Source organism: Mesobacillus subterraneus (genome assembly GCF_023715485.1).
Classification (GTDB): Bacteria; Bacillota; Bacilli; order Bacillales; family Cytobacillaceae; genus Mesobacillus; species Mesobacillus subterraneus_B.
Window position 1 is genome coordinate 1 of sequence record NZ_JAMBOF010000023.1, and the last position, 19,121, is coordinate 19,121.

Annotated in this window: 16 protein-coding genes; 4 read left to right on the plus strand and 12 right to left on the minus strand. The window is 43.8% G+C overall.

Translation table 11 applies throughout. The features are described 5' to 3' along the window. Window positions 1-333 precede the first annotated feature (333 nt). A complete protein-coding gene (locus M3204_RS21530; RefSeq protein WP_251487910.1) occupies window positions 334-1,209 on the minus strand; it encodes a nucleotidyltransferase-like protein in 876 nt (291 codons plus the stop codon). Between the two features lie 152 nt (window positions 1,210-1,361). Between M3204_RS21530 and M3204_RS21535 the strand changes: the two genes are divergently transcribed. Further along, window positions 1,362-1,712: a YgzB family protein gene (locus M3204_RS21535; protein WP_251487671.1), complete on the plus strand. Its 351-nt coding sequence runs from the start codon at window positions 1,362-1,364 to the stop codon at window positions 1,710-1,712. 248 nt (window positions 1,713-1,960) lie between these two features. On the opposite strand, the gene perR is transcribed toward M3204_RS21535, so the two are convergent. From perR to M3204_RS21580, 9 genes are all read right to left on the minus strand, one after another. Further along, complete coding sequence (gene perR / locus M3204_RS21540; protein WP_285857007.1) at window positions 1,961-2,404, minus strand: peroxide-responsive transcriptional repressor PerR; 444 nt, start codon at window positions 2,402-2,404, stop codon at window positions 1,961-1,963. 119 nt (window positions 2,405-2,523) lie between these two features. After that, the gene (locus M3204_RS21545) at window positions 2,524-3,075 is read right to left on the minus strand and encodes a cob(I)yrinic acid a,c-diamide adenosyltransferase (RefSeq protein WP_251487691.1); all 552 of its coding nucleotides are present in this window, start codon (window positions 3,073-3,075) and stop codon (window positions 2,524-2,526) included. Between the two features lie 3 nt (window positions 3,076-3,078). Continuing rightward, entirely contained in the window at window positions 3,079-4,023 is a 945-nt protein-coding gene (locus M3204_RS21550) for a D-2-hydroxyacid dehydrogenase (protein WP_251487693.1), read from the minus strand. A gap of 221 nt (window positions 4,024-4,244) precedes the next feature. Next, window positions 4,245-5,111, minus strand: coding sequence for a TetR/AcrR family transcriptional regulator (locus M3204_RS21555; protein ID WP_251487696.1), 867 nt, complete (start codon window positions 5,109-5,111; stop codon window positions 4,245-4,247). A 140-nt stretch (window positions 5,112-5,251) separates the two neighbouring features. Next, window positions 5,252-5,719, minus strand: coding sequence for a thioredoxin-dependent thiol peroxidase (gene bcp, locus M3204_RS21560; protein ID WP_251487699.1), 468 nt, complete (start codon window positions 5,717-5,719; stop codon window positions 5,252-5,254). A 74-nt stretch (window positions 5,720-5,793) separates the two neighbouring features. Then, a complete protein-coding gene (locus tag M3204_RS21565; RefSeq protein ID WP_251487714.1) occupies window positions 5,794-6,201 on the minus strand; it encodes a potassium channel family protein in 408 nt (135 codons plus the stop codon). Window positions 6,202-6,434: 233 nt separating this feature from the next. Further along, on the minus strand, window positions 6,435-7,220 hold the full coding sequence (locus M3204_RS21570; protein ID WP_251487728.1) for an ABC transporter permease: 786 nt from the start codon (window positions 7,218-7,220) through the stop codon (window positions 6,435-6,437). 3 nt (window positions 7,221-7,223) lie between these two features. Then, window positions 7,224-8,015 (minus strand): ABC transporter permease, encoded by a 792-nt coding sequence (locus tag M3204_RS21575; RefSeq protein ID WP_251487732.1) that lies wholly within the window; start codon window positions 8,013-8,015, stop codon window positions 7,224-7,226. A gap of 1 nt (window position 8,016) precedes the next feature. Beyond that, complete coding sequence (locus M3204_RS21580; RefSeq protein ID WP_251487735.1) at window positions 8,017-9,021, minus strand: ABC transporter ATP-binding protein; 1,005 nt, start codon at window positions 9,019-9,021, stop codon at window positions 8,017-8,019. A gap of 326 nt (window positions 9,022-9,347) precedes the next feature. On the opposite strand from M3204_RS21580, the gene M3204_RS21585 reads away from it, so the two are divergent. The 3 genes from M3204_RS21585 to M3204_RS21595 all read left to right on the plus strand — a co-directional run bounded on the left by M3204_RS21585 (window position 9,348) and on the right by M3204_RS21595 (window position 17,078). Next, a complete protein-coding gene (locus tag M3204_RS21585; RefSeq protein WP_251487738.1) occupies window positions 9,348-10,643 on the plus strand; it encodes a glutamate-1-semialdehyde 2,1-aminomutase in 1,296 nt (431 codons plus the stop codon). Window positions 10,644-10,987: 344 nt separating this feature from the next. Beyond that, the gene (locus tag M3204_RS21590; protein ID WP_251487750.1) at window positions 10,988-15,457 is read left to right on the plus strand and encodes a glutamate synthase-related protein; all 4,470 of its coding nucleotides are present in this window, start codon (window positions 10,988-10,990) and stop codon (window positions 15,455-15,457) included. A 538-nt stretch (window positions 15,458-15,995) separates the two neighbouring features. Then, window positions 15,996-17,078, plus strand: a complete 1,083-nt coding sequence (locus M3204_RS21595) for an FUSC family protein (RefSeq protein ID WP_251487752.1) — start codon at window positions 15,996-15,998, stop codon at window positions 17,076-17,078. Window positions 17,079-17,122: 44 nt separating this feature from the next. Here the strand turns inward: M3204_RS21595 and M3204_RS21600 are convergent, their stop codons facing one another. Together M3204_RS21600 and M3204_RS21605 are read right to left on the minus strand one after the other, a co-directional pair. Further along, window positions 17,123-18,022, minus strand: coding sequence for an ABC transporter permease (locus M3204_RS21600; protein WP_251487754.1), 900 nt, complete (start codon window positions 18,020-18,022; stop codon window positions 17,123-17,125). 17 nt (window positions 18,023-18,039) lie between these two features. After that, complete coding sequence (locus tag M3204_RS21605; RefSeq protein ID WP_251487756.1) at window positions 18,040-19,044, minus strand: ABC transporter permease; 1,005 nt, start codon at window positions 19,042-19,044, stop codon at window positions 18,040-18,042. Between the last annotated feature and the right edge of the window lie 77 nt (window positions 19,045-19,121).

The window sequence follows — 19,121 nt, forward strand, 5'->3', positions numbered from 1 at the left end:
CTCTCCAATAAAGAGTTATGAGTTAGCTCATAAAGTTAAAACGTTGGCTAGTGATCATCTATATAATAGAAGTCACTATAAAATATTGTTTGTTGACGCTTGTTTGTTTAGTTTTCAAAGAGCAATTTAGTTAGCGTATCGCCTAGAAGCGACTTTACCAATATACCATTTGGTGTTTTTCTTGTCAACATTTTTTTGAAGAAATGTTTTTGCTTGAAAAACACTTTCAATAGATTCAACCGTCTGCCGCGAAAATGTTTTTGCTGTGTTCCGCAGCGACGGTTATTAATATACCAAGTATTTCACGAATGGTCAATAGCTTTTTTTGTTTTTTTACGATAGTTTTTCCGGAGCTTTATAATATCGGTGATATATACCTTGACCCTTCGTTTCAACATTTACAACAGAAAGGATTTTCTTTTCAATTAAATACTCCGTAAGAATTCCAAGATCAACTGAGTAAGCGCCAAGCTCAGGGTGAGCCATCATATCATTAAACGACCAATGTTCTTTTTCCTCCAGAACTTCAAGAAGGTGCTGTGTACCTATCTTAGTTCTTTTATGAATAAGGAATTCACTTGCCAGGAATAAAAGCTCCAATCTTTTTTCAATCGTTTCCTCACTGCAAATCAGCTCTTCATATAACTTATAAATTTCGGGCTCAATTTGTTTCACCTGGTGCCAAACTGTCACTTCCGGGTGAAATCCGTTTTCGATGACCGCCAGCCTTGCTAAATGATGCAAAGAATGGACAACATGGTTATAGGCATCAAGATAATGATAGTTGTCAAAAAATGCTTTCCCATCTGTATATCTTCTTATAAGCTTGGCAAATTCGAGTCCCATTTTGATTTTTCTGCCGAAGAACGGAAACTCCTTTAATTCGTGCTTGAGGTTCGCGATACTTTCGTTTCGATCAAAAATTATTTTGCCATTATAAAGCCAATCAAAGATTTTTTTGTTATTCCCAATAAGCAGCCAATCATGGATCTGCTTTTCAGTCACTATGTGCATCGCTGCCTTCTTGTCTTTATAGGAATAATGTTTAACAAATACGGGATCGTCGTTTTCTTTTACTATAATAAGTAAAATTACATCAAATGTATCGGTGGTTGGGATGGCTTTTTGCCTTTTCTCGACCATCACTACTCCAATTGTATTAGAATGGCTTGCCCGTTCTTGATATATCGAACGAAGGATATCCTCCATATTAAACTCCTCCATTTGTTTGTTAGCATATATGTTCGACAATTATATAAAATCTCCTGCAATAACTCTAGACAATTTTCGACAAACCCGATGCTTTTTATGTTTTATCATGCCGCAAATGGTATGATATAGTTAGTTTTTAGGGAGGGAAATTGATGGCTAAATATTCTAGTAAAATAAATAAAATACGAACCTTCGCATTAAGCCTGATTTTTATTGGCTTCATCGTAATGTATGCAGGTATCTTCTTTCGCAATTCCCCAGTCATCATGATTATCTTCATGCTGCTTGGCCTGCTTTTTATCATCGCCAGTACGGCCGTTTATTTCTGGATTGGCATGTTGTCGACGAAGACCGTCCAGGTTGTCTGTCCCAACTGTGGAAAGCAGACTAAAGTACTCGGAAGGGTAGACATGTGTATGTATTGCAATGAACCTTTGACCCTTGACCGAGACTTAGAAGACAAGGATTTTGATGAAAGCTATAATCGGAAACAAAAATAAACTCGGCTGCTGGCCGAGTTTTTTTCATTTTCCATCAGTTATTTCCCGTTATATTCGGAGTGAGTATCAAATATCACAGGGTTAAAGTATATCTCTTGACTTCTAGTTCTTTTCGAAGGAGGTTTCTGTACAAGGAACAACTTATAATTCTCTTTTTGTTGTAAAAGCAACAAAGTTTACAAAAGAGCCTTCATAAAAAAGAAAACTGATAGCCTGAGCCATCAGCATGATGATGATGATGATTATGATTAATGTGCTTCTTTTGCAGAACAATCCGGGCAGGTACCGTAAATCTCCATTCTGTGGTTGCCGACTTTAAATCCCGTTACATGGGAAGCAAGGTGTTCGACCTCATCCAGGCCAGGGTAGTGAAAATCAACAATCTTCCCGCACTTTTCACAAATCACGTGGTAATGATGGGTAGTCACATAATCAAAACGACTTGAGGCATCTCCATACGTTAGTTCCTTTACTAATCCAACTTCACGGAATACTCTCAGATTGTTATAAACTGTCGCCACGCTCATGTTAGGGAATTTCCCTTCAAGCGCTTTATAGATTTCGTCTGCTGTTGGGTGCGACATGGCGTTTATTAAATATTCGAGTATCGCATGACGTTGCGGAGTAATACGGACTCCTGTATCCTTCAAGGTATCCAAGGCTTCTTTCAACTGACTCTGTACCACCGCCATGCACCTCACTTTTCTTTAGATTATTATTCTTATTTTATAATATTTATAATTAGTGTACTAATTTCATTCCACTTTTGTCAATATTACTAACTCACAAACCTTTACAATCCAGGGTTTCATCAATCCTGGTGCAATGTTTGCTCCTTTGACCCCAAATGCATATTTATATATCTAGCAGCAACGAACAAGAAATCTGACAATCGATTCAGGTAGGAGAGAACAAGTGGATTCACTTCGTCTCCAAGCACAACAGCCTGGCGTTCAGCTCTTCTTGCCACTGTTCTCGCTACATGCAGTGCCGCTCCAGCTTGATGTCCACCAGGCAGGATGAAGTTTGTTAAGGCAGGAAGTGACGCATCCCATGAATCGATTGTCTTCTCCAGTTCCTCGAGATCCTTTTCCTCGAGAGTCCATTTCACTTCTTTTCCCGACGGAGTTGCAAGCTCTGCTCCTACATGGAAAAGTACTGTCTGGATTTTATGGAAGATGCTGAAAAGTTCTTCTTTTCCGGTAAAATACTCCACTTGCAAATAACTTAATGCTAAGCCAATCATAGAATTCGCTTCATCACATGTGCCATAGGCTTCAACCCGGGCATCGTTTTTACTGACTCTTGTTCCGTAAATAAGAGATGTGGTACCCTTATCACCTGTCTTCGTGTATATTTTCATTTCTTAGTACCCCCTGTCCTTGTCAATTACATTAATATAGTCAGCGCCCTTTTTAATATATGTATGCAGATTATGTTTAAAAATTTCGAAGGATCTTGGCATATAGTTTTTAGTCAGGCTGGAAATGTGTGGAGTGACCGTTACATTTTCCATCTTCCAAAACGGGTGATCTTCAGCGAGTGGTTCAGTATAAAAAACGTCCAAATATGCATGTGCTATCTTTTTTTCCTCTAGCGCAGCCACTAAAACCTCATCCTTGACTAAATATCCACGGCCTATATTAATGAATACGGCTGTATCCTTCATCAGCTCGAAATGGATGTCATCAAGAAGATGCTTTGTTTCTTCTGTGCTTGGAAGTACGGAGACAATAAAATCCGCCGCTGGCAGCGCATCAGAAAAATTCTTCATTGTATAGATTTCATCAGCCCATTCTGCATTACTGCCACTTCTGTTAACACCAATCGTTTTCATATTGAAAGCCTTGGCAAGCCTTGCTACTTCACCGCCAATAGCTCCTATACCTAGAATGAGCAAAGTCTTGCCGTACAATTCCCCCATTGGCAATTTACGTTCCCACGTGAGATTCCTTTCATTTTCCCAAAGTGTCCGCATTTGCTTAACATGCTGAAGCATCATGCCAATCGTAAACTCTGCCATCGGAATTTTATGGATCCCTCTAACATTGGTTACTAAAATCCCGCGCTTTTTGCATGCCTCAAATGGCATTTTATCCAAACCGGCGGACATTACCATAATCCATTTTAACTTTTCTGTTTTGTAGATCAGCTCTTCCGTCAAATCCTCGCCATATGTAAGCAAGACCTCAGACTCAAAAAACAAATCTTCCTTTATGCCTTTATGGAATTCAAAATTAAACTGAGGAAACTCTTTTTTCACATCGGCCTGCAGCGATTCCGCCGGCAGGATTGAAGAATAAATATTCACCTGGATCAAACCCTTCGCTCATTAGTTGTTTTAATAATTGTAATAATTTTCACTCTTTTAAACAACTCCAAAGCTTTACTCCAAAAAAATCGCATAAAAAAGGCGGGCTATTATTCAGCCCGCTAAATTGTTTGAGGAGGTATGCCCTAATACAATGATATTCAATTAGAACGAAAATGAATGGACAATAGCCTGTATTGTAAAAAATAGGCGGCGGAAATTTATCGTTTTATATTATAGATTTTAGCGATTTCTTCACGGTATGTGTCAAGCTTTGGTTCATTCCTAAAATTGGACAGCATTCCCTGGATTACCGGGAGCCTTGGCGTTTCCTTTTCGATTTCACTCTGAAGGACTTCCAATGAGATGTTGAAATCCTCACTGTTCTCCATCCCGGAAATCACTTTCTTCATCTTTTCAATGACAAGTTTAATATCATGGTTATTCGCGAGGAAGAAAGCCTTTGTTTTTTTAAAAAGATCCTCCATCTTCTCTTCCGTGGCTATAGGCTCCTCCCCTTTTAGGCCATCGATAAGAGAATCCATTCTTCTCAAAATATATTCCACCAGCTCACTAATCCTGAATCCTTCCTCGTTGAAAAGCAGCAGCCTTATGTAAGAATTAAAGAACCCTTCAAGCATAAATGCTAAATCCCATAGATGCGGTTCAGCAATTTCTCCATAGATCGCACGAAGGCTGTTTTGATAAAATTTCTGTGCTTCATAGTGCTTGCGGAACATAAGCGTTTTTACCTCTTCATTCAAGGGAATCGCCTGCTCTCTTGATTGCATGATGATAAACTCTTTATGCTCTATCATCGTGCTGAATAAAGCAGTGAGCTGCTTAGCGAATTTTTCTCTTGGAGGCAGGTTTTCATGGTCATGTATTTCAATATTTTTTTGAATATGATCAAAGTAATATTCGAGTATTGCGATCAGCAATGCATCCTTGGATTTGAAGTATAAATAAAAAGCCCCTTTGGAAATCCCGCTTTCCGAGACGATTTCCTGGATGGAGGTGGCTGCGAATCCTTTCGTTGCATAGAGCTTTATGGCCGCTTCAATAATTGCTTTTTCCTTTTCCTTCACCTTAAAAGCCTCCCAATACTAAATCCTATGACTGACTGGTCACACGATACAAATTGACTAATTAGTCATATCGTATTATAGTTTCCGACTACGGTCAAATAAGCGAAAAAGACAGCCGATGGAATGGGCTGTCTCCTGTCTTAAAGATTTTCTTTTATAAATTCAAAGGCTTCTACTACATGGCCCTTCACTTTGACTTTCCGCCACTCCTTCGCGAGGTTCCCATCTTTATCAATAATGAAAGTTGAACGTTCAATCCCCATATACTCTTTACCGAAGTTCTTCTTTAAGGTCCAAACGCCATAATCCTCAGCAGTTTTATGATCCTCATCTGCTAAAAGCAAGAATGGCAATCCGTGTTTTTCGATGAATTTTTCATGCCTGTTAATCGGATCTGAACTGACGCCTAGAACAACAGCATTCAAGCCTTCGAAGCTCTCATGGTGGTCCCTGAAGTCACAAGCTTCTGTCGTGCATCCTGGTGTCATATCTTTCGGATAAAAATAAAGCACCACGTTCTTGCCTTTAAAATCAGAAAGTTTTACCGTTTGCCCGTTGCTTGCCGGCAATTCAAATTCCGGCGCTTTTTCCCCTATTACTAACGACATCCCGAATCCCTCCAAAATTAGTTGCGATTATTAATAGCCTATCTAATTTTAGCGAGGAATACAAATAGGAATCCTTACGACCGTTTCTGGTCAAACACTGCCCTTGTGACAAATGCAGCGGGAATCGTGTATCCGACAAGCGCTTCTATTACAGCAATAACTCGCCCGACTCCCACAGGGGCAATATCGCCATATCCTACTGAAAAAAGAGTGATGGCACTGAAATACATACTCGTTGACATTCGTTCATATGAAGAAGTGCTGGGGCGCATGCTCACGTCTGAAAGCACCCATGTCCCCTTCAGGTCCAGCAGATAATAAAGCAAGCCGAATCCCGCCATCACCGTAGCATAAATGAGGGCGAGTGTAATAAAATTTTCAAGTGAAACTTGCTTCCCTTTAATCTTTTGCGGTACGAACAATGTTTTAAGGCTCATAGTTATAGCCAGAACAATAAGAGTGATTGATAGATAAAAATGCATAGTCCAGCCTCATTTCTGCAGCTCTCACTCCATCTATACGCTCAGAGATAAAAGAGTATGCAAGCAAGTCCATGCTGGCCTAATTTTTAGAGCACTTTACTTTTCCCCAGAAAATCCCCGCTTACTGCACCGTGCTTAACCTTGACACCCGGTGAATCTAACCACTTTTCTATCCACTGAAAAGCCATAGAATAAACCGCGGCAATAACGGCCGCGGCTAATTATAAAGATATTTAATTCCCGGCACCCCGGTATCTTTTCACGCCTTCATTCCAGATAAAGACAGACAGGGTGAAAAAGACGATTCCGATTACCGGTGTCATGTACGAGTAGCCGTACCACTCTTCCCTGCCAAGGAAATAAGCTGCCGGATAAACACCTACAAAGGCGAACGGCAATATCCACGTCAACACAAACCGGATTGCCTTATTATAAATATCAACTGGGTAACGTCCATAATTTCCGATATTGTACATCATTGGCATGATCGACGTGCGTGCATCTGCCCAGAAGCTAATACAGGCAATCATCACGAAAATGCCTGCGTAAACCAGGACTCCACCAAGCACAAGAACCACAAACAACAAAGGATCATACCAGTTAAACTCAAGATTCAGCCGGCTCCCTGCATAAAACATGACAGCAAGCCCGGTTACGGCACCAAACAAAGACTCAAGCTCCATACGCTCAAGTATGACCTGGAAAAGGCTGTGAATCGGCCTTGTCAGAATCCGGTCCATCTCCCCCTTGACGATATAGCGTTCATTAAAGTCCCATATGTTGAAAAAGGACGAGAAAAGCGCAAACGGGACGAGGAAAAACCCGTAGATAAAAATGATTTCATCCCGGCTCCATCCGTTCAGGAATTCTGTATGGTCGAACACCACCAGGATAAAAATCAGGTTTACTGCCTGAAATAACAAATCTGAAAATAGCTCAACAACCAAATCCGCCCGATATTCGAGCCTCGTCTTCATATATTGGGCGACATATTGAAAAAACATCCTAACGTAAAACACTCGTCACCCTCCTTGTATGATCAGCTGTTTTTTAGCAATGACCCAAAGTACCTGGACCGGAATGATAAGGATCAACACCCATGCCGCCTGAAGCAACAACCCTTCCATAGCCTGGCTGCCAGTGAATCCATTCGTAAAAATCATGCTCGGGATATAGCTGATTCCCTGGAAGGGAAGGTACTTCATGATTTCCTGAGACCAGCCAGGGAAAAAACTGATCGGCAGCAGCAGCCCTGAAAAAAGGTCAATCAGGACACGCTTGGCCCGGATGAGGCCTGTATTATTATATAAGAAGAAAGTGGTAATTCCGGTAAGCAGGTTCAATTGTGTATTAATGAAAAAGCTCAATACGATTGAGACCGCGAATAATACCCACGTCGTAAAATCAGCCGAGAACTCGAGCGGAAAAATGAGCGCAACGATCAGCATACCAGGAACCGAGAAGAAAAACAGCCTGAAGATTCCTTCACCTAGGCCTTGCATTGTTTTCATCCCCAGATAGTTATATGGCCTGATCAGCTCAACCGCTACCTTGCCTTCCTTAATTTCCATTGCCATCTCACGGTCGATGTTGTTAAAATAAAACGCTCTCGCCATCCAGGCAACCGCGACATAGGTCGTCATCTGCAAAGCAGACAGCCCTTCTATTTCACTTTTGCCGCCATAAATCGCATTCCATAAGAAGTAATAAGCCCCAATATTAATACTGTAAATTAAGATCCCAGTGTAGTAATTAGTCCTGTACGCAAGCATCATCAAAAAGCGGATGCGGATCATCTCTAGGTACTTATCCATATTACGCCATCCCTTTTTCATAAATATTACGGATGATTTCTTCTGTGGATGGCTCATTGATTTTGACATCCCTGACCTTGTATGCAGCGACTGTCCTGGCGATAATCTGGGAAACTGCTTCTTCATCGTCGCCGGTAACAGCAGTAAAGATTTGGTCTTTCTCATCCAGCTCCCATTTGGCCTCAAGGTCGTTCGTCAAAGCTTCAAGATGTTGGAGGTCTGCTTTTTCAAGGAACTCAAAGCTGATTTCCTTCCCTTCACCCCATTTTTCTTTAAGACTCTTCAAGGCTCCATCATAAATGATGTTTCCTTCATCAAGCATGATTACCCGTTCGCATAGCGCTTCGATATCGGTTAGGTCATGGGTGGTGAGCAAAATCGTCGTATTGTACTTTTCATTGATTTCCTTTAAGAACTCCCTGATTTTCAATTTGACCAGAACGTCCAAACCGATTGTTGGTTCATCAAGGAAAAGCAGCGGCGGGTTGTGGATCAACGCTGCCGCAAGCTCGCACCTCATTCTCTGCCCTAGCGAAAGCTTCCTGACAGGCTTGTCGAGCAGCGGTTCAATATCAAGCGTTTTAATCACATGGTCCATATGCTCGTTATAGTGCGCGTCCGAAACCTTATATACTTTTTTCAACAAGCGGAACGACTCCTGGACGGCGATGTCCCACCAGAGCTGGGAGCGCTGCCCGAACACGACCCCGATTGTCTGGACAAATCTTTCACGTTCCTTATGCGGGTTCATTCCATTAACGATAATTCCTCCAGTTGTTGGTGTCAGTATACCTGTCAGCATTTTAATGGTCGTCGATTTTCCCGCACCATTTTCACCAATATAGCCAACCATCTCGCCCTGCTTGACGTTAAAACTGATATCGTTGACTGCCGGCACAATTTTATAGTTGCGTGTAAATAGGTCGCGAAAAGCTCCCGATAGTCCGGATCGGCTTGAATATGCCTTAAATTCCTTTCGCAGCCCGTTCACTTCAATGGCGTTCATTATAATTCCTCCTTTAATCCCTCAAACAGTTTAGCCAATCCTTGCGTTTAAAACAACTGCTATGCCTGTATCTTCAATAGAATTTCCCAAGAGCCAGAAGGGTATGTTAACCGCAAAAAGGAGAAACCGGCCGAGGACAAGATATTTCTCATCCGGAGCCTAGCTAGATGCAGCTTGATGCTCTTTAATGGATCAGCTTTTTGTTGCAGTTAAATCCAGAAACAGATTGATAAGTGCGGACGTCTGTTTTTTGACAAGTGAAACAATCTGTAAAAAACAGAAATAATGATAAAATAGAAAAGCAGTAACATATAGGAGGTTTTACGATGCAAAGAACCAATTCAGAACGAATACATAATGATGCACTTGAACATATTGTCGGCGGCGTTAACAGTCCATCCCGCTCATTTAAAGCGGTCGGCGGCGGCGCCCCGGTCGTAATGGAACGCGCCAAGGGTGCTTACTTCTGGGACGTGGATGGAAATCAATATATCGATTATTTGGCAGCTTATGGGCCGATAATTACGGGCCATGCCCATCCACATATAACCGAAGCAATCAAAAAGGCAGCAGAAACTGGTGTCTTATATGGAACACCTACACCGCATGAAGTCAAGTTCGCTAAAATGCTGAAAGAAGCCATGCCGGCACTGGATAAGGTACGGTTCGTGAATTCCGGCACTGAAGCTGTCATGACGACAATACGCGTTGCCCGTGCCTATACAGGACGCGATAAGATCATCAAATTTGCTGGCTGCTACCATGGACACTCAGACCTCGTGCTCGTCGCTGCAGGTTCAGGCCCTTCTACTCTGGGAACTCCAGACTCAGCTGGCGTGCCAAAGAGTATCGCCCAGGAAGTGATTACTGTCCCATTCAATGATATTGAACCTTTCAGGGAAGCTCTTGAAAAATGGGGCGACCAAATCGCCGCTGTTCTGGTCGAGCCAATCGTTGGGAACTTCGGAATCGTCGAGCCTAAACCAGGCTTTTTGGAGGAAGTAAAGGAAATTACCCATCAGGCAGGAGCATTGATCATTTTCGATGAGGTCATTACTGCCTTCCGCTTCATGTACGGAGGTGCCCAGGATATGCTGGGCATCACACCTGATTTGACAGCAATGGGTAAAATTATCGGTGGAGGCCTGCCTATTGGGGCTTACGGCGGCCGGGCGGAAATCATGGAAACAGTAGCACCGCTCGGACCAGCTTACCAGGCTGGTACAATGGCAGGAAACCCTGCTTCAATCCTTTCAGGAATTGCTTGCCTTGAAGTTTTAAAGCAGGATGGAGTATATGAATATCTTGACCAGCTGGGAGCGATGCTTGAGGAAGGGATTACTGCATCAGCAAGCAAGCACGGTGTTCCAATCACGATTAATCGCTTAAAAGGCGCATTGACCATCTACTTTACTTCCGAAAAGATCGAGAACTATGAACAGGCAGAAAACACAGATGGAGAAATGTTTGCCCGTTTCTTTAATCTGATGCTCGAACAGGGCATCAACCTTGCTCCTTCGAAATATGAAGCTTGGTTTGTTACGATCGCCCATACTCAGGAAGATATAGAAGCAACACTCCACGCCGTGGACCAAGCCTTTTATTCACTGAAAAATGAATAAAAATACAAGTTTTTATACATAACAGGAGGCAGCTTGTCTCCTGTTATTTTTTAACTTTTCTATGAAAACGTTTACAAAATAAGATGTTTTTAAAATATATAAAAATCCCCTGATTTTCCCACTATCCAAAGTTATGTATAATTAATTGATTTCTGAAAATTCTTATGATATGATTGTGCTTAATATTCTTAAAATTCGCCATTCATATGGACAATTAACTCCCTGCTAAAAAACACCCGTCAAAATGTTTTACCCTCATGCACTTAGCTATCAAACTATCAAACCATAGATTATTTATCAGGAGGTGACCGGCTTAAAGGATCTCCTTTTACAAGCCGAATATTATGACTTTACGATGGACCCCTTCCCAATTTAAAGACTTTTCACGATTTGAACATGATGCCTGCGGAATTGTTGCAAGCATAGAAAAAAAGAAGATTCCTACTCGCGAGAATATCTTTCACTGCATTGATGGTCTTGTCACGATGAATCACCGGGCAGGGTTTATTAATGGCGAGGGTGATGGAGTTGGAATCCATATTGATATCCCTCGTGCCCTCTGGAAAGAAAAACTCACTGCTGCAGGAGTGGCTGCCGATACAGTTGACGCAGAAAACTTTGTTGTCGGACATGTTTTTATTTCAAGGACTGAACAGGCAAAGGTCTTTCAAGACGAACTTGAAGCGAAGTTGGCAGAGCAAAACCTGAAGCTTTTATTTTCATCTGTTGATGTTACCAATCCAGAAGCACTTGGACCGATTGCCATTCAGGAAAACCCAGTGTTCTGGCAATTTGCCTGCCTTGCTGACCAATCCGGCAGAGAACTTTCGAAAAGATTGTTTAATATGATTGTAGATTTTGAGAAAAATGAGCAGGTTCACGTCGCTTCTCTTAGCCAATACCACGCTGTTTATAAGGTGATGGGCGCGGGAGACATCCTGCCAAAATACTATCATGATCTTGCAAGCCCGAATGTAGCCTCTACCATGACTCTTGGTCATAACCGCTACTCAACTAATACTCTATCAAGCTTTTTCCGTGTCCAGCCGTTCAGCGTACTTGGACATAACGGGGAAATCAACACGATTGCCAGGCTTCGCGACGAGGCCCGCATGGTGGATGTGCCGCTTGTAAAAGACGGCAGTGATTCTCAGGATTTAAGCCGTACGCTGGAAACGTTTATTTGCCGTGATGGCTATTCATTGTTTGAGGCAATGGACATGATGTTCCCGCCAATCATCAATGAAATCAAGGCTTACCCGGAACACCTCCAGGATTTGTATACGTACATCCGTGAAGCGTGGGGACACTTTGCCCAGGGACCGGCAGGCATTATTTCACGCTTTGCCGATGAGGCAGTTTTCAGTGTTGATGCATTGGGCCTTCGTCCTTTATGGATGGTTGAAACGACCAGTTCTTATCTGTTTTCATCTGAACCGGGCATCATCCCTTCAACCGAGTATACTGGCGATCCAAAACCATTGGCTCCTGGTGAAAAAGTCGGCTTGAAATGGAATGGCGATTCAATTGAGGTCTTTGAACATGGAAATTTCCAGGGTGAAGTTTACAAACGTTTCTCACAGCGCCTGGCATTCGAAGATGCGCGCCATCGCCTTGCAGCTCCTAAACTAGCCAAGACCGTTACTATGACTTATCCGGATAAAATCCATAACGGACAATACAAAGCATTTGGCTGGGAACGTGATCACGTCCAGCTTGTCGAACAGATGGCTGAAAAAGGCGCGGAACCAATCCGTTCCCTTGGGCATGATGCTCCGCTTGCAGCGATGAATCCCGAACGGAAAAACATTGCTGATTTTATCAAAGAAAGCGTAGCAGTAGTCACAAACCCGGCAATTGACCGCGACCGCGAAGCAGAGCATTTCTCGACAAGGACGGTTTTAGGAAAGCGACCTTCCTTATTTGGTAAGAGCGCGACAGGGAAAGTGGTTGAATTGCTTACCCCTCTTCTTGTTGAAGGTAAAGCGGGCTACGAAGTTTCATTGCAAACAGCTCAGCCGAGCATGGACCAGGTCATCCAGTGCTATCAGGATGACAAATTGGCCGCTTATCTTGAAACGGTTTTCAGCAAGGATGAAACCGTGAAAGATGCTCTTGAAAGACTTGCTGCTGAAGCAATCAAAGCTGTAAAAGACGGCAAAACCCTGCTAGTACTCGACGATGCAATGGCTCATCAGGAAAATGCTTTATGGCTTGATCCGCACCTGGTTATATCAGCTATAGACCAGGCACTTGTCAAAGAAGGCTTGAGACGCGATTGCTCACTATTGCTTCGCTCTGCTTCCCTTCGCTCACTGCATGATATTGTTCTTGCACTCGGGCTTGGTGCAGACGTTGTCAGCCCATACTATATGTTCATGACCGTACTTGATGAGTCGATCAAGCCACTTGTCAATCTATACAGCGCATTGACTAAAGGGCTTGAAAAAGTCATCTCAACGATCGGGATCCATGAATTGCGTGGATATGGACGCCTGTTTTCAAGTATTGGTTTGAATGATGAAGTCGCAGATTATTTAATGATTGTGAACTTCTTCGGATCCACTGAACTTACTTATGGTTTTGAGGCGATGAAAGAAGATGCGATTGTGAGAGCTGCTGATTTCCAAAACGAAAAAGAACGGATTGGAAAAACATTCCACCTCTTCCCTCGTATTTGGAAAGCGATTGGCGAGGTTGCTGCTACAGGGGATTACAGCGTCTACCGCGAAAAAATTTCCGAGCAAGAAGAAAGCAACCCCACAACGATTCGCCATTTGACGGGCTTAAAAACAGCTGACGCTGCAGTTTCACCTGAAGAAGTTGAAATCGGTGTTGGCGATCATAGCCTGCCATTTGTAATTGCGTCAATGTCATTCGGTTCGCAAAACGAGATTGCCTTCCGCGCTTATGCTGAAGGTGCTGACCGCCTGAATATGATCAGCATGAACGGTGAAGGTGGAGAAATTAAGGATATGCTCGGCAAGTACCCGCGTACCCGCGGCCAGCAGGTTGCTTCAGGACGATTCGGAGTTAATGCGGAGTTACTGAACTCTTCCAACCTTCTTGAGATTAAAATTGGCCAGGGTGCGAAGCCTGGTGAGGGCGGACACCTGCCTGGCTCCAAGGTTACTGCCAAGATCGCAGAAGCCAGGAATGCGACAATTGGGTCGGATTTGATTTCACCATCTAATAACCATGATATTTATTCAATCGAAGATTTAGCGCAGATGATCCATGAGCTCAAGACAGCCAATGATCAGGCACGCGTCGCGGTGAAGGTTCCAGTTGTACCAAATATCGGTACGATTGCAGTCGGAGTCGCAAAAGCAGGTGCAGACATCATTACTCTGAGCGGCTTCGATGGCGGTACAGGTGCGGCCCGTATCCACGCGCTCCAGTACGTTGGACTTCCAGCGGAAATCGGCATCAAGGCAGCCCATAACGCCCTGTTAGAAGCAGGCTTGCGCGACAATGTCGAGCTTTGGGCCGACGGCGGCGTTAAAAGCGCCCAGGATGTTATCAAGTACATGCTCCTCGGAGCGAACCGCGTTGGCTTTGGTACATTATCAATGCTTGCGATCGGCTGTACGACTTGCCGCGGCTGCCACCTCGATACTTGCCATGTCGGAATCGCCACGCAGATTGATTCCGAAGCACAGGCAAAGGAACATGGATTGCGCCGTTTCGTACCGCGCCAGTTCGACCTTGCTGTCCAGGGAATCATGAACCTGTTCACTGCATTCGGCAACGAACTAAAAGATCTCGCTGCATCCGCCGGAATCAAGAATCTGCAAGAGGCGGTCGGCCGCTCAGACCTGCTGGAACAGGTCAAAGGAAAAGATCTGCTGGATTTGACGTACTTGTTAAAGCCTTTGGAAATTGGCCAAATCACTCATCAAAAAGAAGCAGCAGCTACCCTGGCATCAGCCCAGCTCCAAGTCGCGGCTGGCGCAGAGTATCTTGATGCGGTAGATGAAGAACTTCATCAGTCACGCGAATTCCAGGCAGTAACTGCTGAACAGCGCGTACTCGCAAGCAGGGTTTCCTGCCACCGCGTCCGCGGACGCCTGGATGGCTCATATAGAAAGCTTCAACCCGTCTCACTCCGCTATAAAGGATCAATCCTTGGTAACGGACTCGGTGCCTACAACACCGATGGCATTAATATCGAGATCGATGGCGGCAGCCAGGACGGAGTTGGCAAAACTTCATTTGGCGGCACAATTTTAATCGCCAAGTCACCTGGCAAGGATGGCGGGTTCTATAACGGCTCCGTCGGAAAAGGATTTGGCTACGGAGCGCAGAAAGGCCTTCTTGTAGCTCAGGGCAATGCCGATGCACGTGCAGGAATCCGTTTATCAGGTGCGGACATGATTATTGGCGGACTTGTCAAGAAGCCTATTCCAGAAAAGGAATACGGAAATATCGGAGCAAACGCCAATATCAAAGGATTCGCATTCGAATACATGACAAACGGCCGCGGACTTGTCCTTGGCGATCCTGGACCATGGATTTGTGCCGGCATGACTGGCGGTGTTGTTTACCTGAGACACCAACCGGAAATGGGCCTGACAAAAGAAGCCATCTCCCGCAGAATTGCCAAAGGCGCGAAGGTATCAATCGAGACGCTTTCCGCAAAAGGCATTCAGGATGTAAAAGAATTGCTTACCCAGTATGTCGAGATGCTTGAACGCCATGGGCAAAAAGACGAGGCAAAGAATCTTGGATTGCTGCTTGAACATCCGGAAGACCACTTCATCCAGGTTGTTCCTGTTAAAGAGCAGGCAGACCCAGCGGTTTCAACTGAATGATTTGAAGTTAGTGGCCCCGCCGAAACGGGGCCATTTATTTTACCTTTTGAGAATTTAAAATGGTACTGAAAAATAACATACAGTGGAATTTCATTAGATTTTCGTTCCAGGCGTTCTGGAAATAGGCCCATAAGGCTTATAAGCCCGAATTGAGGCTTGATTTTGTAGAATGGCTTAAAGAAGTATTCTAAAAGACCGAATTGAGGCTTAATCTTGAAAAAGGGCTCATAGAAAGATTCTATAAGACCGAATTGAAGCCGGATCTTGAAAAAGGGCTCCTAGGAAGATTCTCAAGCACAACTTGAATATATCCCCTTGTTCTAGAATATCCTTCAATAATTCTAGAACAAGGGGAATTCCAGTCTAATAGTCTTGTAACCACTTACATTTAAAAACAGGCTTGTTTTCGTCAAATTGTCGCTTGAACTTCTTCACTATCCGTTGTATAGTACATAATTGTTTAGTTTTGAACAAAATGGTTTAAAGTATAAATTAAATGATGAGATACTTTATCTCTAATGAAAGGAATTCACCCTCAATGAAACTTGGTGCCCGCATTTTAAAAACGGGAATTGCCATTATACTCGCTTTATTTTTATCGGATATTTTTGACCTTCCGTCACCGGTTTTTGCCGGAATCGCGGCGATTTTTGCCCTGCAGCCTACTGTATACCGCTCTTATCAATCAATTATTGAACATGTACAGGGTAATTTAATTGGAGCCGCAACCGCCGTATTGTTCGTTATGGCATTTGGCAATAGCTTTTTCATCATTGGCCTTGCCGCGGTACTTGTGATTACTTTAAACCTTAAGCTGAAGCTGGGAAACACCATATCGCTTTCACTCGTAACGCTGATTGCCATTATGGAAACGCCTGGGGATGATTTTATCCAGTTTGCCCTGATTCGTTTCTCCACGATCATGCTTGGGGTAGTGTCGGCGTTTATCGTCAATCTCGTATTCCTGCCGCCGAAGTATGAGAATAAACTGTATTACAAGAGTTCTGTTTTATCAGAGGAAATTACAAAGTGGATCCGGTTGAGCACCCGGCATGCATCCGAGCATCAACTCCTGAAGGCAGACATTGAGAATCTGCGCGAAGGAATTATCAAGCTTGATCAGCTCTATATGATGTACAAAGAAGAACGTGATTATTTTAAGAATAATAAACTTGCTAAGTCCCGGAAGCTCGTAATCTACAGGCAGATGATCAGTACTGTAAAAAAATCATTGGAAACGCTGAAAAGGCTCCATCGCTATGAAAATGAATTCAATCAGATGCCAACAGAGTTCCAGGAAGTCATCCAGCACCAGCTGGATTGCCTGATCAATCATCACGAGCAGGTGATGCTGAAGTTCGTAGGCAAAATACGGGCTGAAGCTTCGTATATGGAAGGCGAGGTTTGCCTGAACAAGAAGCAGCTGTTCGAACTGTTTTTAGCTCAGAAAAATGAACTCGCTGAAACGAACAGCCAAATGCTGTACCATGTGATGCAGCTCGTTTCGATCATCATGGAATACGGCGAGCAGGTTGAGCACCTCGATACACTCGTCACAAGCTTCCAGTCCTACCATAAAGACGATAGCAATGTAAATATTGAACCAAATACAGAAATTTAAAAGCAGCTGGTTTTATCAGCTGCTTTTCGTTTACCTTATTATCACTAACTCTTCATCCTAGGATCCAATGCATCCCTTAGTCCATCACCCATCAGGTTAAAACCAAGCACCGTCAGCATGATGGCCAGACCAGGGAAAATCATAGTCCATGGTGCCTGGATCATGAACTGCTTTGCATCAGCAAGCATCTTTCCCCATTCCGGATTGGGTGCTTCTGCACCGAGGCCAAGGAATCCAAGAGCTGCAGCTTCAATGATTGCCGTAGCAATTGCTAGGGTGCCTTGAACGATGATTGGAGCCATGCTGTTAGGCAGGATATGCTGGAATAAAATCCTGCTGTCCTTCATTCCGACAGCCTTGGCTGCCATGATGTATTCCTCTTCTTTTACACTGAGAACCCTCGAACGGATCAGCCTCCCGAAGTTCGGGATATTGATTATTGCAATCGCAATCAACGCATTCCGGAGAGATGGCCCGAGAACCGCAACAATCGCAATCGCAAGCAGGATGCTTGGAAATGCAAGCATGATGTCAAAAATTCTGGAGATAAGCGAATCGATCCATCTGCCATAGTAACCCGCTAGAATTCCAAGCAGACAGCCTACAATGATAGATCCCATTACCGCAAACGTTCCTACCCACAATGAGATACGCGCTCCATAGATGACCCGTGACAAGATATCACGTCCAAAATCATCTGTGCCAAACCAGTGTTCAGCTGAAGGTGCCTGGAGGCGGACCGACATTTTCTGGTCATTTATTCCCTCTGGAGCAATAAGTGGAGCAAAAATTGCAAGCAAAATGAAGAACAAGACGATACCAGTGCCTACCAAGGCCAATTTGTTCTTTTTAAAGCTATACCATGCTTCTGCCCAGGGAGACGCCACTTTTTCTTCTACCTGCACGGTAGGCGGCAGCATTTGTTTTCGAGTTGAAATCTCCATTTAAATCTCCCCTTCCATCAACGGTATTTGATCCTTGGATCAATTGCCGCGTACAATAAATCAACGACAAGATTGATCAGTACAAAGAGCAGCGCAATAATCAAGATCCCCGACTGGATTACCGGGTAGTCACGATAATTGATCGCCTCATAAATATATCGGCCAATTCCTGGCCAGCTGAAAATTGTTTCTGTTAAAATCGCGCCGCCAAGCAGAAGACCCGTCTGTAATCCGATAATAGTCAGAACAGGAATGACAGCATTTTTCAGGGAGTGCTTATAAACAACCCAGAACATGCTCAACCCCTTTGCTCTTGCAGTCCTGATAAAGTCTGAACGCATCACCTCAAGCATCGTAGAACGCGTGATCCTTGCAATGATTGCCATTGGAATTGTTGCCAATGCCATCGCCGGCAGCACCAAATGCTTCATTACCTCCACCAGCTGGTCTGTACGACCTTGGATCAGCGTGTCGATAATATAAAAATTCGTAATGGCTTCGACTGGATTTCGCACTTCTTCCCTGCCCGATGTCGGCAGCCAGTCCAGATTAATGGCAAACATCCACTGCTCCATCAATCCAAGCCAGAAGATCGGCATAGATACACCGATAAGAGCGAGGACCATGGCTGCGTAATCAAACCATGAATTCTGGAACCACGCACTGATGATGCCTGCATTCACACCAATTACAATCGCAACTAGCATTGCCACAAATGATAGTTCCATAGTGGCAGCAAGGTATGGCCAAATTTCATTGTTGATATCTGATTTCGTCCTCAGGGATTGTCCTAAATCTCCGGTCAGCAGGTCGCCCAGATAGTTGAAATATTGAATATACCATGCCTGGTCGAGACCAAGCTGTTTTGTTAAATCCGCAATCGCTTCCTTAGTGGCAAGCTGCCCGAGAATGACTTGGGCGGGATCACCAGGGATTGCTCTGATCATAAAAAATACAATAAGTGAAAGACCCAACAGGACAGGGACTAATGATAAAATCCTTCTGACAGAATAGGCAAACACCTTCCCACCTCTTTTCTTGATGAAAAGCGTAAGCGCCTTGGTCAGCCCCGACAAGCGCTGGAGGGCCGACCGGTGAA

Coding starts and splice junctions, on each gene's coding strand:
- M3204_RS21575 (WP_251487732.1), bottom strand. CDS start 8,015: ATGGATAAGTACCTAGAGATGATCCGCATCCGCTTTTTGATGATGCTT.
- M3204_RS21595 (WP_251487752.1), top strand. CDS start 15,996: ATGAAACTTGGTGCCCGCATTTTAAAAACGGGAATTGCCATTATACTC.
- M3204_RS21545 (WP_251487691.1), bottom strand. CDS start 3,075: ATGAAAATATACACGAAGACAGGTGATAAGGGTACCACATCTCTTATT.
- bcp (WP_251487699.1), bottom strand. CDS start 5,719: ATGTCGTTAGTAATAGGGGAAAAAGCGCCGGAATTTGAATTGCCGGCA.
- M3204_RS21585 (WP_251487738.1), top strand. CDS start 9,348: ATGCAAAGAACCAATTCAGAACGAATACATAATGATGCACTTGAACAT.
- M3204_RS21565 (WP_251487714.1), bottom strand. CDS start 6,201: ATGCATTTTTATCTATCAATCACTCTTATTGTTCTGGCTATAACTATG.
- M3204_RS21590 (WP_251487750.1), top strand. CDS start 10,988: ATGACTTTACGATGGACCCCTTCCCAATTTAAAGACTTTTCACGATTT.
- M3204_RS21600 (WP_251487754.1), bottom strand. CDS start 18,022: ATGGAGATTTCAACTCGAAAACAAATGCTGCCGCCTACCGTGCAGGTA.
- M3204_RS21580 (WP_251487735.1), bottom strand. CDS start 9,021: ATGAACGCCATTGAAGTGAACGGGCTGCGAAAGGAATTTAAGGCATAT.
- perR (WP_285857007.1), bottom strand. CDS start 2,404: ATGGCGGTGGTACAGAGTCAGTTGAAAGAAGCCTTGGATACCTTGAAG.
- M3204_RS21530 (WP_251487910.1), bottom strand. CDS start 1,209: ATGGAGGATATCCTTCGTTCGATATATCAAGAACGGGCAAGCCATTCT.